19 protein-coding genes are annotated in these 14,167 nt (G+C 52.8%); 5 read left to right on the top strand and 14 right to left on the bottom strand.

Annotated elements, in window-relative coordinates; genetic code table 11:
- Positions 1 to 34: 34 nt before the first annotated feature.
- The 9 genes from KO499_RS00115 to KO499_RS00075 all read right to left on the bottom strand — a co-directional run bounded on the left by KO499_RS00115 (position 35) and on the right by KO499_RS00075 (position 6,284).
- The gene (locus tag KO499_RS00115; protein ID WP_215981733.1) at positions 35 to 361 is read right to left on the bottom strand and encodes a hypothetical protein; all 327 of its coding nucleotides are present in this window, start codon (positions 359 to 361) and stop codon (positions 35 to 37) included.
- A 310-nt stretch (positions 362 to 671) separates the two neighbouring features.
- Positions 672 to 1,388 (bottom strand): hypothetical protein, encoded by a 717-nt coding sequence (locus KO499_RS00110; protein WP_215981732.1) that lies wholly within the window; start codon positions 1,386 to 1,388, stop codon positions 672 to 674.
- A 79-nt stretch (positions 1,389 to 1,467) separates the two neighbouring features.
- The gene (locus tag KO499_RS00105) at positions 1,468 to 1,767 is read right to left on the bottom strand and encodes a hypothetical protein (protein WP_215981731.1); all 300 of its coding nucleotides are present in this window, start codon (positions 1,765 to 1,767) and stop codon (positions 1,468 to 1,470) included.
- Between the two features lie 100 nt (positions 1,768 to 1,867).
- Entirely contained in the window at positions 1,868 to 2,269 is a 402-nt protein-coding gene (locus KO499_RS00100) for a hypothetical protein (protein ID WP_215981730.1), read from the bottom strand.
- Positions 2,270 to 2,379: 110 nt separating this feature from the next.
- The gene (locus KO499_RS00095) at positions 2,380 to 3,135 is read right to left on the bottom strand and encodes a GmrSD restriction endonuclease domain-containing protein (protein ID WP_215981729.1); all 756 of its coding nucleotides are present in this window, start codon (positions 3,133 to 3,135) and stop codon (positions 2,380 to 2,382) included.
- A gap of 200 nt (positions 3,136 to 3,335) precedes the next feature.
- Positions 3,336 to 3,638, bottom strand: a complete 303-nt coding sequence (locus KO499_RS00090; protein WP_215981728.1) for a hypothetical protein — start codon at positions 3,636 to 3,638, stop codon at positions 3,336 to 3,338.
- A 10-nt stretch (positions 3,639 to 3,648) separates the two neighbouring features.
- A complete protein-coding gene (locus KO499_RS00085) occupies positions 3,649 to 4,272 on the bottom strand; it encodes a hypothetical protein (RefSeq protein ID WP_215981727.1) in 624 nt (207 codons plus the stop codon).
- Between the two features lie 144 nt (positions 4,273 to 4,416).
- The gene (locus KO499_RS00080; protein ID WP_215981726.1) at positions 4,417 to 5,526 is read right to left on the bottom strand and encodes an ATP-binding protein; all 1,110 of its coding nucleotides are present in this window, start codon (positions 5,524 to 5,526) and stop codon (positions 4,417 to 4,419) included.
- A gap of 284 nt (positions 5,527 to 5,810) precedes the next feature.
- Positions 5,811 to 6,284: a hypothetical protein gene (locus KO499_RS00075; RefSeq protein WP_215981725.1), complete on the bottom strand. Its 474-nt coding sequence runs from the start codon at positions 6,282 to 6,284 to the stop codon at positions 5,811 to 5,813.
- Between the two features lie 209 nt (positions 6,285 to 6,493).
- On the opposite strand from KO499_RS00075, the gene KO499_RS00070 reads away from it, so the two are divergent.
- The gene (locus KO499_RS00070; protein WP_215981724.1) at positions 6,494 to 7,339 is read left to right on the top strand and encodes a DNA-binding protein; all 846 of its coding nucleotides are present in this window, start codon (positions 6,494 to 6,496) and stop codon (positions 7,337 to 7,339) included.
- 63 nt (positions 7,340 to 7,402) lie between these two features.
- Here KO499_RS00070 and KO499_RS00065 read toward each other — a convergent pair whose 3' ends face one another.
- Positions 7,403 to 7,726: a hypothetical protein gene (locus KO499_RS00065; RefSeq protein ID WP_215981723.1), complete on the bottom strand. Its 324-nt coding sequence runs from the start codon at positions 7,724 to 7,726 to the stop codon at positions 7,403 to 7,405.
- Between the two features lie 236 nt (positions 7,727 to 7,962).
- On the opposite strand from KO499_RS00065, the gene KO499_RS00060 reads away from it, so the two are divergent.
- A complete protein-coding gene (locus KO499_RS00060) occupies positions 7,963 to 8,451 on the top strand; it encodes a hypothetical protein (protein ID WP_215981722.1) in 489 nt (162 codons plus the stop codon).
- 15 nt (positions 8,452 to 8,466) lie between these two features.
- Here the strand turns inward: KO499_RS00060 and KO499_RS00055 are convergent, their stop codons facing one another.
- The 4 genes from KO499_RS00055 to mobI all read right to left on the bottom strand — a co-directional run bounded on the left by KO499_RS00055 (position 8,467) and on the right by mobI (position 11,060).
- Positions 8,467 to 9,168 carry a hypothetical protein gene (locus KO499_RS00055; RefSeq protein WP_215981721.1) on the bottom strand — a complete coding sequence of 234 codons (702 nt, stop codon included), beginning with the start codon at positions 9,166 to 9,168 and terminating at the stop codon, positions 8,467 to 8,469.
- 112 nt (positions 9,169 to 9,280) lie between these two features.
- Entirely contained in the window at positions 9,281 to 9,592 is a 312-nt protein-coding gene (locus tag KO499_RS00050; RefSeq protein WP_215981720.1) for a hypothetical protein, read from the bottom strand.
- An 87-nt stretch (positions 9,593 to 9,679) separates the two neighbouring features.
- Positions 9,680 to 10,147, bottom strand: a complete 468-nt coding sequence (locus tag KO499_RS00045) for a metal-dependent hydrolase (RefSeq protein WP_215981719.1) — start codon at positions 10,145 to 10,147, stop codon at positions 9,680 to 9,682.
- Between the two features lie 424 nt (positions 10,148 to 10,571).
- A complete protein-coding gene (gene mobI / locus KO499_RS00040; RefSeq protein ID WP_215981718.1) occupies positions 10,572 to 11,060 on the bottom strand; it encodes a conjugative transfer protein MobI(A/C) in 489 nt (162 codons plus the stop codon).
- Positions 11,061 to 11,802: 742 nt separating this feature from the next.
- Between mobI and KO499_RS00035 the strand changes: the two genes are divergently transcribed.
- From KO499_RS00035 to KO499_RS00025, 3 genes are read left to right on the top strand one after another with little or no spacing between them, the layout of a single operon-like run.
- Positions 11,803 to 12,840 (top strand): ParM/StbA family protein, encoded by a 1,038-nt coding sequence (locus KO499_RS00035; RefSeq protein WP_215981717.1) that lies wholly within the window; start codon positions 11,803 to 11,805, stop codon positions 12,838 to 12,840.
- 12 nt (positions 12,841 to 12,852) lie between these two features.
- On the top strand, positions 12,853 to 13,317 hold the full coding sequence (locus KO499_RS00030) for a hypothetical protein (RefSeq protein ID WP_215981716.1): 465 nt from the start codon (positions 12,853 to 12,855) through the stop codon (positions 13,315 to 13,317).
- 17 nt (positions 13,318 to 13,334) lie between these two features.
- A complete protein-coding gene (locus tag KO499_RS00025) occupies positions 13,335 to 13,994 on the top strand; it encodes a hypothetical protein (RefSeq protein WP_215981715.1) in 660 nt (219 codons plus the stop codon).
- Positions 13,995 to 14,167: the final 173 nt, after the last annotated feature.

The following is a 14,167-nucleotide window of genomic DNA, read 5'->3' as shown; positions in this document are numbered from 1 at the left end:
CCCAGTCAGAGCGGACGAGTGCCTCTGGTCGAGATTATCGATGGGCAGCATGGTGGTAGCCTTCAACGATCTTCTCTGCCAATTTTTTTCTGACGCTTTCCGATCCATCGCACTCATTCTCCAGGACTTTCTGCATCTCTACCCCGACTCTCTCAGAGGGTGTGAGTTTCTCCGCTAGGGCGGTGCGACGCGCTTCGAGGAAGCCTGGTTGTGAAGTAACCTCGTATATGGCTCCTAGCATTGCATTGGTGAAAGGATCAGGGGAACGTAGAGATCCTTTTACGCGACGAATTAAAGCAGTCTGATCCAGCTTTCCATCAACGACAAAATCTTCAACCGGAAAGCCTGAGTCAAACATCATTCCTCTACCGAAAGCAAGCGGGGCGCAAGCTCCAGCGTAGCTTCGATACATCAGATAAACGTATAGATTCGCTGTGCGAAGCTCGAATGACGGTGCCTCCGAAGAGTGGCTATAAGCACCTGGCCTGGACGGATCACCAGTTGGTTTTGCAAAGCTGGTAGCGCTGACCAAGCCAATGACAAGAATCAGTAGGGATCGGGTAAGCATAGTATTCCTTTTCAAATCGGAGATTATGTATTGGGTTTTCAGTTCGCTTGTAGGTAAACCTGTTTTTCTACGTGTCTTCCGAAGACGTGCCGGAGGAGAGAAACTATTTTCCGAACGGCTCATTCGCGCCAGATATGTCGTGATTTAATACCTGTACGGCAGGCTTTGCAAGAGCGTGACAGTGAAGCACCTCGTATTCAGCACTGGAATCGCTCCCGAACTCGATGTCCCCTGCAGTTTCTAGCGCCCAGAGGTGGGCGCTAGCCGGACCAGCCGCGTTGTCGACCGTTAGAGTCGCGTGTTTTGTAGCGTTTCGGCACACCTCAACTACATACGGGCCCCGCTCACCGGGATTCGGGAATTTTTGCTCCTGGTCCGCCAGCGAGTGAAGCGTATCTTCCACGGTTGCACTCGGGTCGCCTGAGTAGAAGGGCTCTACAAGCCCATGATCACAGGTTTCGCAAAGCATGGACTCGTTGGTGGTATCGCAGACCCCCCATTGTTCAAAGCAGGAGGGGCAGCGATAAAAGCCTTTCATCAGGTCTGTACTGCCTTCTGGCGGCATCAGGTGACCGTTGTTGATCATGTCCACATGGATCTCATTCCAGCACCATTCGTCACCATACTCTTTGATCGGAGCGATGAGCGTTGTCAGCGTAACCCCGAGCGCCTGTGCGATGTCTTCGGCAACATGGCGGGTTGGCATTACATCGTGGCCAGAGGAACGCCCGGTGACCATCACCTGATGGCCATTCACGAACAGTCCAAGCGCGGTTATGTTCTCCTGGATCGGAACTTCAATGAGTGCGACTTGATTCATGGATTTATTCCTTTTGCTGGCGGACATTTGGCCGTGGGGTACGGATAGATGGCAGTTTTCTGATCTCCGCTAGGCCCAGTCAGACTTCTGCCGGGTTTGTGCTGATGGTTTGGACGGTGAAAAAACAGATGTCATGTCTGCCAACGGTCCACTGATTTCCTTCGTCGCAAAGAGTGATGTCGTTGAGGTCGCCATGCTCAATAATGATTTCGAACTCCCGACCCTCTACGTCGATAGTCAGCTCAATCGCCGTTTCCGAGGGGTCGCCGGAGCCTGAGTGAACTGTGTTGTCATAATGACGAATGAAAAAACCATCGATTTCGATGGCATCGGCATTTGCGAATACTTCAAGAAATTTCTTTGCTGCTTGGTTGCTCATGGTTTCTCCCCCGTTTGGGTCTTAATTTACTAACGCCTGTTTTTTGCGGCGCTTTCAAACCTAATCTATCGCGGGTTTTCGAAATGCAACCGGCTAAATCTCAGGCGGTTTCAATACCCATGAGGTCCGTTGCAACCGAAAGAGTGAAGTTGGCTTCGAACCAGTGCCAGACATCCTCGCGATGTGTTCCCTTGGGGAACCGAAGGAAGGAGGCTTCCAGTTGCTCGTTCTGGTCTACTGGAACATTGCTGAAATCCGTCCAAAGCTCTTTTGCGACACTGTGCAGATCGACGCGGAGGTAAGACGGTGGTACATGCCGGCACACGAGCCGGTTGTTGCGGCAGATGATCAGATCTTGACGATCGCACTCATCGTCAGGGTGAGGCAGCTTCTCGACGACCAGAATCTCTTTCTTGCTTGGATCTGTTGGGTGGTCGCAGAAATAGCGCTTCTGGGTTTGGATAGGCGCACCTTCCTTTGTCCGCAGAGTGTTTGTCGACATCGTGTTCTCCCCGTTGGTCCGATTTCCCGTTTTCGGGCCCTTTGGCCCAACCAATGAAATCGTAAACCGGGTTGCTGGAATGCAACTCTCACGGGGAGAGGTGTTGGTTGTCAGCCGCCGCAGGCGTTCTTCATGCGGTTGATCACGCGCTTTTCACGAGCCTGATATTCAAGCTGGTACTTCTCCATGATGGCATCGAACTTCGCCAGGAAAGTACATCGGTACTGCTGATTCGGGGGCAACCAGGCGGAAGGTCCGTGCGCGGATTTACTCATGTTGGCTCCGGCCTCCGTTACGATCAAATTTTGCCTGTCATTGGCAAAGCGCTCTTTGAGCTGTGGCGGCCACGAATGAGCTCCGCGTTCGTGAGCAAATTTGAGACTCACGATGTGATCTATGTGCAAATCCGAGGACTTGGAGTATTTTCGGTCTGTATATGGGTCGTACCAGAGTCCGGTATCTACGTAACACTGGTTCCGATCCCGAAAGGTCACACTGGTCAATGAACTATCGATCAGCAGCTCGTGTCGTTCGTCCTGACAGTCCGAATCCCGATCCAGCCAGTGGTTGTAGTCCTCTCGGTTATAGATACGGGAAAACGCCCGGCCTTCGCGCTGGGCTTCTCCCATGGCGGCTTGTGCGGAGGTTCCAGAGCGAACACCGGGGCCGGCGTAATCCCTTGGTAACCGTCCACCAGTTTCAAGGCACGCCGCCAGCGAGCCGAACTCAGTGTAGTTCTTGGTGCGTTCAAACCAACTGCTATGGCGGTCGTGGCAGATACCACTGCTGGACTTCTTGACCAGATCGGCTGTCGCAGGGGTTGCTGCAAGCGATGTTACTAACAAAAGAATGATGGATGCTTTCATAGTCTTCTTATCAATCTACCGGTTTGTTCCATGAGGTCGAGGTTGATGCTACAGATCCAGAGGGCTTGTTCGTGCTGAGTAGCGGCTAAATTTGTGCGCCCCTGGTCTGATAAGGGCGCACTTTTCGCAGCCACCTGCTGGCGGTTACCAGGATCGGAGAGGTTTCAAAATCGCATTGGTGGTGACGTACTTGTGAGCGGTTAACTCAGACAGTCCTTAGATTTAAGATGCTTGGCCACAAATTTTGACGGAGATAATGCCAGATCCTCTGGGGCGATGCGCTTGGTGTTCTCGCGACAATCCCCGTCTATCCAAAAGATCATCCAGTAACCGTCGGTATAGGGGCTGACCATTACGGCACAAGCCTTTGGCCCGAGTCGCTCCGCCAGCGCGTCCGTCAGAGGCGTAAGTTTCGGCCAGATCTTCCGGTTGGAACGAACACCAAGGGCGTTCCGGGCGTCCCGCAGCAAAACTCTAAGCTCGTGTTGCGTCGTTCGACTCATGCCGCTCCCCTTATACGAAATCGAGAGAAACCACGGACAGGTTTACGATCAGCCTACGGCCATCTCGGGTATCCTCACAGGTCAATTCAACACGATTCCGAGCTGAACCGACCAGACCGATGTCACGAATAATCAATTCCGAGCTCGCCGGGCTGCTGTCGGTGTTTTCAAGCAGCTCGTCGTTGGCGTCTGTGGCCTTATGTCCTTTGGCCTTCGTCGGGCGCTTACCCTTGTCGAGGGCGTAGTGGAACAGGCAGTCATACCCGCCGATATGCCAGTCGATCTGAAACAGTTGGGCAACGTTGTGTTCGATGGCCTCAATCTGGCTGTCGGACAGGTTGTGATGGCGCAGGCAATCAGCAGCGCTATCTTCGAAGTGATAGCACAAACCGGCATCCACTAAGGCATCGATATAGTGCGCACCTTCAGCAAAGCCGGTGATCGTGTGCTTAGTGGTCGGGTCCATGCACGCCTGACACCCACCCCCGGTGCCCACGATTTTGTCGGCTCCCAGCTCCTGGGGGTGAGCGTTAGTGATTTGATCAGCAATCGCCTCGTGGCGTTCAGCTCGCAAGGCTTGATGCAGGCGATCGCAGATATTGAAGGGGACTTTGAACGTTGAGACTTCTTTCATGGCTTGCTCCCGGATAGAGTTCTTTGAAACATCGTGTCTTGATGTTCCCAGCCTATATCGGGATCTCGGAATGCAAGTCTCGTGATTCAGTTCTGCATCAGGCAGGCAAACCATTCCATGACAGGCGAACGATCTAGTTCGCGGTTATTCCTCACAGTGCATAACTACCCAGTCTCGGAATCGAGCATCCTCGAACTCATAGGTGCCATGTGAAACCAGAGAAAGGTATTCGCCTCTAAGTCGGTTTATGGCGTTCTGGATAGTGTGAGTCTCAACGGAGTCCACGCCCAACCGGTCTGCCAGAAACTCTTTGCAGGGATCTTGGTACAGAGCCGCATTCCCGGAAGCAATCCATATCAACAAGCCTTGATCGATCGCTTTGAGCGATTTCCACAAAATGGGGTAGCCGCTATCTTCAAGCTGATCATCGTTCGCAACAGCCGCCTCATTCAAGATGTCATCCGCTCCGGTCAGGATCATCTTTTCGATCACCGACCTGAACTCCCGTGGAACGTAGTGAAGCAATGCGAAGGCTCGCTGGCCCTCGGAGTAGGAGAACTCCCGACCAGTGGCCTGTTTAAAGCAGTTTCGCATGTGCTCTACGAATCCAGCGCCAAGGTCGGGCAGTTCGATCTGCGAGGAGCTTTGGAACAACGCGGCTTTTCGCCGACTGAAGAGCTTGCGAAGGCCATCCCGACTGGAGCCGGTATACATGACGTAGATTTTGTTGAAATTCCGGTCCAGGAGCGTGCGCAAGAAGAACACGAGGTTCTCAAAAGCCTGGCTGGTTGCAAGGTGCTGTGCTTCATCGAGACAAAGCAGAATTCGATCATGTCTTTGCAGAAGTTCTGCGAACTGATCGCGCAACTCATCCAGAGAGGATGGGGTTGGAGCGACTGGCTGTGAAGCAGTCACACTCATGCCGGCTTCAACGCCATCTGCGCCGGCTTTGACCTTGAGCTGTGCACCAGCAATGCGATTGGTTGCCCGCTTCCACCAGCTTCTCTGGGCCAGTGCCGCGTTTATCGCGTGTAACAACGAGGACGTTGGATCGTCCCGGTTATCCCAAAAACTGGCGTAGACCGGTACAAACCCGCGCTTTTCCGCCGCTGGTATGAGGTCGTGTAGCACAAACTCTGTCTTCCCCATGCGCCGTGGGGCGAATAGCGTCAGAGTGTTGGAGACCCTTTTATCAAACGCTTCAATGACACGCTCAGTGAGGTCGTGGCGGGGGTAGTGCCAATCAATGCTCATGCTTTAGTACCGTTTAGTAATGCCAATTACTAATTAGTATGTCACGGTACTAATCTTTAATAAAGGCGGTGTGGTCTGTTCGTCACAGGAGGGCGCGCCACCCCGGAAATCACAATCCCCGCGAGCCGATCAGCGGTGCCCGCTGGATAAACGAAAAGGGTAAAAGGCTCCTTCGGAGCAGGGGGGGTGAGCCCTGGCGGGCTAGGGCACGCGGGGAACTGTGAAAACGAATGCGCCATCTCCAATCGAACGCTCAGACCTTTGCCAGGTATTGATTGCCGCACTCACTTCTCAACGACAACAATCATGCGCTGGTCGATCCCAGGGCCCGAGTCATACGTGTATTGGAGAAGGTGGGTATCCCCATCAATTGTGGTATCCGATTCACCAAAGAAGGCGTCGATCACCTGGTCAACTTTGTGGGGGGCGTACAGTGTCCCAAGAATGGATACCCACGTTTGGGCCAGCGCTTTATCTGAGTGGGTTCCAAAGCCACCGTCCTGTGTCCAATCGTTCCAAAGGAACTTCACGTTCTTCACATGGCCATTGCTCGGATCTTCGTTGATGAAGAGCTTTACGGTCTGTGATCGACCGCCGACGCATCCGTAAAGTGCTCCCCAGCTACCGCTCCCACTGGTGACTTTTGGGCTTGAGCATTTGATCTCGCTGGTGACCCGCTTTGTTTCGCTATTGAAACGCTCAAATGACGCCCCGCTCAGGGCATAGAGCGCTCCTACCAATAGAACGATGAGTCTCACGTTAACCTCCTTGTTCAGATCTGTGAGAGTTCGTTGCGTATGCTTCGACCGGAACAGCTTAGCCTACGGGCGAACTCCCTTCCACGGACTCCAGATGTTTGCATCAGTTATCGTATTCTGTATTTCATATCGTATTGTATGATGTATTGTATTCTGTAATGTATTTCTGATACAATACGGATACATCAACCAGGTGAGCAGGTGCAGGTATGGCGCGTACAGGTGTGACATTCGAGCAGGTCGTTGAGTGTGCAAAGGCCATCGAGAGCGAGGGAGAGAACCCCACGATTCAGCGCATCCGCCAGCGACTCGGTACCGGCAGTCCCAATACAATTCACAGGCACCTTCGCGCTTGGACTGCCCAGAGCCAGCCCGAAAAGGTTGTGACTCTGAAACTCCCCGAAAAAATCCAAGACGCACTGATCGCTGAGATCTCTCGTCAAGCCAGTGAGGCTCGGGCCGAAGCGGAATCCGAGGCACAGCAAGCCATGGCTACCGCCGATGAGCTGGCGGAAGAAGGTGAGCGCATGGAGGCCGAGATTGAGGCCCTCAAACAGCGTGTTGAAGAACTGGAGCAAGCTCAGATCGAAGATGGAGCTCGCCTCTCAGCCAAAGACGAGGAGGTGACTCATCTCCGCCAGGAACTTCGTGCAGAACGCGCAGAAGCCGAGAAGGCCCGTTCAAAGATCGGGGAGGATGAGCACAAATACCAAGCGGCTTGCGATCAGGTGGTTTCTCTGAAGAACCAGCTGACTGAGAAGATGGAAGAGATGTCTGATGTCAGGTCGGAACTCAAAGTGGCAGAGCGCGATGCGACCTACGCGCAAGCCAAGTACGATGCCCAGACCAGTAAAACGCTGCACTTGGAAGACAGAATAGAAGAGCTTCGCAACGAACTTTCGCAAACCCGGACTGATCTTCAGGGGGCGATCAAAGCCCGTGAGTCGCTAGCGGCTGAGAACACTAAATTGCAGGTTGCCCTGGCCAGCGTGAAGAAAACCCAGAAAACCAGACAGCGATCGACGCAAACCAGGAAGAAGCCGGCCAGCTCTTAACAACCGACTTGAACTGTTATCTTCCAGGTTCGCGCCCACCAGCAAGTCCCGGAACACGCGCAGCTAATCAAGCTTCGTCATGTCGGTACCCAGGGCGTCGCCGGACGCTTCCTTTTGAACGCTCCCACTGAGATCGTTGCTGGCGGACACATGCACCTTATGGCCACCGGTCAGCTTCAGCGCTAAACGCATCTTCTCAGCCAGCGCATGGTCATCTTCTGTGGTGTCAACGACCAACGCGACCACCTCTGTGGTCTTTGAGCTCCTTTGTGCGGTCACGCCAGCCAGAAATACCTTATCCCGACCCATGTCTTCCCATTCGTGGCTGTCGTGATCAAAACCGTTCGCCCACTCTTCGAATAGCTTGTAATCGCTCTGTTCTGTCATAGGAATACCTCTTTCTGGCTAGTGATCAACTCGACTCAATCGTCCCATGCAGTTTCATAATGCAACGCCTGCTGGCTCTGCTGCTGTCGTTTCCAGAGTTCAGGCCGATTAAACGTACCTCCTCGTCGTCAGCCCCTCCTGCAAGCAGGAGTACCCCACCAAATTTCGCAGCTACCTGCGGTATGCCTATCCCTCTCTTGGTAAAATCGCAGTTTCATTCATCACGAAGCATTCCCATGGGCAAGAACATTCCCTTCGGGCCGGGTCACCCGGACTATGACAATCAGCTCGATTTGTTCGAACAAGCCGAACCGGAGCTGGCGAACCTCGACCGGGCAGACTCCCGCCTGGAGGTTTCGGCGTGCAACGGTGAAATGTTCCCCTACGACATTACCTGCAAGATCCCGTGTCCGACATGCGTAGAGCAGGACCTGGATCTCGCTGTTCTGCAGAGGACTGTTTCGGCGACAAACGGGTACCAGGATCTCCCGCCTAGTCTTCGGGTAGATCAGGCGTGTCTATCTTGTCGTGGCAAATCTGAAGTGATGGTGAGGCTCAAGCGAATGGATGGATTCTGGTGGGATGGTGAAATGCGCTGTGTGATCAAAGCGGAGACGGTCGTTCAAGCCCGACGCAAGGCCAAGGGATTTGAACCAACACCGCTGTATGTCGAACACGGTGGCTATTGTGACTACAAATACCTTTCAGACGTGTCTCCGAGTTAGAAACAACCGCTGTCTTCAATTCTTTGGAGGCAGCATCGTGACGAGTGTCAGTTCACTTTTCCCCTGGCCGCTCTCACCGGCTCTTACGACGAATGTTCCGCCAGCAAATTCTATCCGGTGCTCCAGAAGCGTCTTATCCGCTAAGAACCGCTTCTGTGCCAACACGAACACGTTGGTCAGGTGGTTCAGAAGGTCGACGTAACTGAGCTCTCCGTTATCCGTCAATGCGGCCCCCCGCTGAATCATTCGCTGCAGAGCATGAAGTGTCACCGTTAGCATGGCACTGGTCTTCCCGGCTTTTATCCCTGATGTATATGCGCGTAGGATCTGATTTCGTTCAAATAAAATAGATGAGAGAAACAACTTCCCGCTCCCCTCACGAACGGACACCAGATCACTCGACACGAGCATAATGAGCAGAAGCGTGCGGGTCTTCTTCGGGTCCGGTCTTTCCATTGAGCGACCTTTTCCGTCTAACCAGACCCCCAAAAGATCACGCCTGCGAGCCGGCAGGGTGAGAAGGATCTTCCAGCGCCGGGTTCCGGAGCGGTCACTCGACATCCCCATATCCTCCAGACTCTTGTCCAGGTTATCTGGTGTCGCGTAATTTAAAACCTCATCCATCAGACGCCGAGCTTTAATCGCTGCCGTTTGATCGGAAATCTCGTATGCCGGCACAATCATTTTCATTGGCGGGTCAATAAACCACTTCCCCATCACCATCTTCCTTCGTCCGTCGCGCTTCCGTTCATCCCGCGTTATATACAGAGTTAAACATTTAACGTGGCCGAGCTATCGCTGTCTGTATTCGTCTTCAAACAGTATATCTTCACGCAATGCTCTGCGAGCCCATACTCAATAGTCGACCTACTGCATAACGACTGTTTTCTGCCACACGGTCATCTTCCCAAACGTCAGAAAGCATCAGATCCCACGCCTTTCGTTGGAGATCCTGCATTGCACTGACCGTACAGATCCTACGAATATCGATGCCCAGGCGACGAGACGCCTCCCCGTACAGAGACAACCCACGCCTGGTCAACCGAATTGAACCGTCACGGTATCTTGTGTAGTTCGCTGTCTCTTCTTCTACTGGCGTCGCGAGACTTACCCCGTTCAGCCCAATTACATTACTGGTCATTGCTAAGCCTTTGCGCTTTGTTTCACAAGTGCAGAGTTATCGTCCGCACAGGTATTTTGTGTAAGAACAAATCCGACAAGGATTCGCTCAGATTGCAGCCGTGTATCCAAACAGCGCTCCACCCCAGATCAGTACACACAGTAAGTCTGCCTCACCCGACCGCCACCAATTCAAACTATGACGACGCCAAGGATGTAGGAACGGAATACCCGTCGGATTCGGCCAATCAAATAGCAGGTGTGTCAGTCCTCCCAGCACAAATGCCAAAAGGCCACCGTATATCTCTTCTCCGAACGCATAGGGCAGGGGATAGCCCGACATCAAAATCCAGAACAGGGCACCAATCCACAGCGGAACCCAGTGCGTTACTGTTCGGTGTTTGATCCAGTAAACACCCCAAATCCGCTCTACGTTGTCGGGAAAAACTCCTCCGTACCAACCCCCGAGAAAGCTGATACCAAGTACCGCCAATCCCGCATCGTACTGGGAATACAAATGCAGCCCCGTAGCTGTGCCGGTTAGTGCTCCCGTTATGTGATGTCCGACCTGATGCATCGATGGTCCCCGATCATGGCTATCATGGGGGTTACACTACAGGCCAGCTCTCCTTTCTTTTTCAGGAAGGCTGCGTTTTTTAGGACGCCTCTTCGGTTTTTCTTCCAACGGGTCCCGAGCAACTCTATCCCCTCGGCCTGGTATCAACGGCGCTCATCACGCTGAACCCGCTATCGGCCCGGTCTGTGAAGCCAAAAAAAAACCGCGCCGGAGCGCGGTGAATGTCTGCGTGCAATCGGGCTTTTCAGCCTTCTTCGATGTTGCAAAGTGCCCACTTATGCAACACGTCTATGGTATTGAATCAATCGCACAAAACTTGGAACTTCGTGTGTTTTTTTCTACCAAACCCGCGTTAACTGCATTCCTCATCTGTTTCATCTCGCTCACACCAGTCGCACTAACCGCATTCGCACTCAACACGCCGCTACGCTTCCGTGAGCTCGCAGTCTTCGTCTTCAACGGCCTCGGGCTCGATATACCCCATGTCCTCGTATGCCTTCTTGGCTCGATCCATCGCTTTGCGCTGATCGGACACCGCTCCGCTAGCTACCCGAAGTCGTGCAAAGTCCTCTTCGAACATTTCTGCCAGCTCCTGCTCCCACTTCGTGAAGCCCGAGAATCGCTGCATTGGATACTTGTTCCGATTCCGCCCCTTTGGAATCGCTTTGCTGAAGAGCTTCTTGTCGTTCTTGGGTCCGACCCACCGCTTCCTGTACCAAACGATCTGGATCTTGTACCCCTCGCGATCAATGATTCGAACTCCCAGGCGGCCTTCGTTCTCTCCGCTGCGCTTTCGCTCCTTAATCTGCGCCCAGTAGTTGTCTACCATCGTCTGTGCTTCTTGTGTAATTAGATTCTCTTGCTCCGCAAGGATTTGCTCCATCTGTTCAAACCAGCACGCATTGAAGTCCATTGCCTTACACCCCTTTCCCACATAGATATCTCTTTGCTTTTACTGTGTATTGTTCACAGCCCGGCACTTTTATGGTGGGTACTCTATTACACCCCGTGAACACTCTACGGTGCAGAAGAGGTGTTATTTTTTACAAAATTGAGGGGATTGCCGGTCTCTTACACTATGTGAACAAAGTACGGTGCACACACACTGTATGGGGTGCACGTACCGCTCTTAGTGGTCTTCTTACTGGCCCTGAACACTCTTCTTTGTACACAGCGTGTATTCGGTGCGTTTGCGCTACCGCAGGAATGGAAGGGAAATCAGGGTCGGCTGCCGTGTACAGGCGGTGTTTGTTTTCTACTGGCGGGCTGGGTATTCCTGAGCCCACTGTACTGGATCGCTTATCTTGCGTGTGGCGTGAAGGATCTATCGGTGTTGAATTCTGGGGCCCAGGAATGCCGATGCATCTGCTCATACCCTCTCTTCTCGGACGCCATTTGGTGTTCTATACATCATCCATGCCGTCAGCCTCGCCGTCAGCCTCGCTCCTTGAACACCCTTTGGCGTCACCCAGAGTCCGCTTCAGTTCGATCTTACCGCTCTGGACGCCACATGGCGTCCGAAACTAGATCATTTGCTGCCAATGACGCTGTTTGGTGTCGTTTTTAGCAGCTACTTGGCACTTGCGTTTCTGAAAACCGTGGGAAGCTGTTGGTGTACTCAAAAGATCAACCAACAATCAGCTTTAGGAGCTTTTATGTCCTCGTATGTTATGGGCTTCGACATCGGTTACAGCAACGCAAAGGGTGTTGCAGGGTATGTCGCTAAAGATCTGGGATTCGCTCAGGCCAAAACATTTGTTCGACCCGTGGGTGCGGCACCCGTTGCAGACTGTATTGACGCAGACAACGACTTGATGGACCAGCGTGTGCCGGTGTCTGTAGACGGGGAACCCTGGTACGCATTTATTGAGCCCGCAATGATCATGCGCGATAAGCGGGAGCTTAACTATGACTATGTGACCACCAAGCAGTACCGGGCGGCATTTTTGGCAGGCTTGATGGAAGCCGAGTCCGACACGATCGACGTACTCGTAACGGGGTTGCCAGTCTCTCAGGCCATGGATGAATCGAAGATCAAAGAGCTCATCTCCATGATGGAGGGCGAACACCAGGTAGCCGCCAAGCGTAAGGTGACGGTAAAAAAAGTGGTCGTTCGCCCTCAGCCCTCAGCTGCATATATCCGTATGGCTTACGACTATGCGAAAGACGAAAAGATGAGCCGAATCATCCGTGAAGGCCAGACTGTAGTGCTCGACCCTGGGTTTTTCTCAGCAGATTGGGTGACTCTTAAGCAGGGCGGCATCATTAAGGAAAGCTCTGGCACCTCTATCCGTGCAATGGCCCGAGTTATTGATGCAGCCGCTGAAGCAATCAGTCGCGAATACGGTGCCGGCGGTTCTGTTCGAAGCGCTCTCGAACGTGCGATGAGGAATGGCGATCCTGAACTGTTGGCAAATGGTACGTTTGTCGAATACAAGCCCTACCTCAATGCAGCTGCGGAGAAAATCTCTCGCTACGCACTTGCCCAGATGAAATCTGATATGGCTCTCCAGGACAACGTGGCCGACTTGTTGGTCCTCGCTGGCGGAGGAGCAGAGTTCTATGAAGAGGCTGCAAGAGAACTGTTCCCTGAGTGTCGTCATGTTGTCACGTTCGATCAGTCTGTAACTGCAATTGCAGAAGGCTACTTCCTGCTGGGCCAGGGGCTGGTGTCACAGGCAAAGGCCGCCTAAAAGGGGACAGCTATGGCAAGCGGACGGATTAACTGTTTCGTCACAGCTAAATATCCAGATCTGCGTGACCATTTGCGGCAATACGATCGGGCAGCTGGTGAGCGGTTGAAGCTACTGGCAACCGTTGGGGCCATCATGTCGGCGATGAATCAGAATTTGTCGCCGGCAGATCCCCAGGCGAATGATCTGGATGACCAGGTGTTACGCGTTAACGTCCGGCTTTCACCCGCTTTTGAGGAGTTGTTAGGGGAGCTGGGCAATGCAACAAAGAAGGGCGGTAAGTTGATCAGGCTTGCTGCACTGGGACTGGAGATTACCAGAAACCCATTGGCTCATGACCTGCTCTACAGGGCGGCTGAAGCTACGGAATCCGTTGATGTTGGGGCGAAAGAGAAAGACTCGAAAGCAGCGACAAATGATACGGATTGGATGGGGCTGGCTGGTGGTTTACTCGATGATGACGCCATCTGGCGTTGATTTCACGGAGTTTCACAATGTCTTTACTGAACGTATCTAATCACCCAATTTGTTTACTTTTTTTTAACCGTTTTATTGTGCAGAATTCATCCCGAGCTGTACGGAAGTTCATCACAATTTTCGTATTTGCCTTCAGTCAGATGACATTCTCAGGAGTAACTCACGCTACTGGGGATGGAACAACACCAGTATTCCTACAAGGCACTGTTTATGACCGCGTAGGAGACTCAGAAGGCGTCGATCCGACGCTTCTTTATGCTGTTGCGCTTGCCGAGAGCGGAAGAGCCATAGGCGAACAGTATGATCAGGTCGCACCATGGCCATTCGTACTCCGCGCCCTCGATGCCAGGTACTACGCGGATAACGAACGCGACTATCGGGAAGCATACAAGCTCTTTAAAGCAAAATATGGCGATAAATTTGATGTTGGCCCTGCCCAGGTCAATGTTTATTGGCAGGTTACGCGAGCTAAGCGTGTTGGCGCTGGTTCGGATCTGCTTGATGTGGAGACCAATCTCACGGTTGGAGCGCAAGTTTTGCGCGAGGCAATGGCCTCTACGGAGGACAAAGCGTTAGGGATCGGACGCTATCACACATGGAGTGATGCTGAGCGTGCAAGGATCTTTGGAGAACGGGTTTTGGCTGTCTACCAGAACCTGTTGCAGTCACAAAACTAGGTAATAAGGTAGCTAGCAATGCGTGCAAACAATGCTGGAAGGAAACTGGATCTGACTAATGTTTTGGCCGACGTTGATGCGGAGGTACAAGAAGTTCACGCCTCCATTTCTGAGGCGTCAATTCGAGATCAACAGATCAATATGATGATGCTTTCACGGATGCACCAGGTGTG

Origin of the sequence: Marinobacter sp. F3R08, from assembly GCF_018860425.1 — a bacterium.
GTDB lineage: Bacteria > Pseudomonadota > Gammaproteobacteria > Pseudomonadales > Oleiphilaceae > Marinobacter.
The sequence above is the reverse complement of the archived record's forward strand: the minus strand, read 5'-3'. Positions and strand labels throughout refer to the sequence as shown.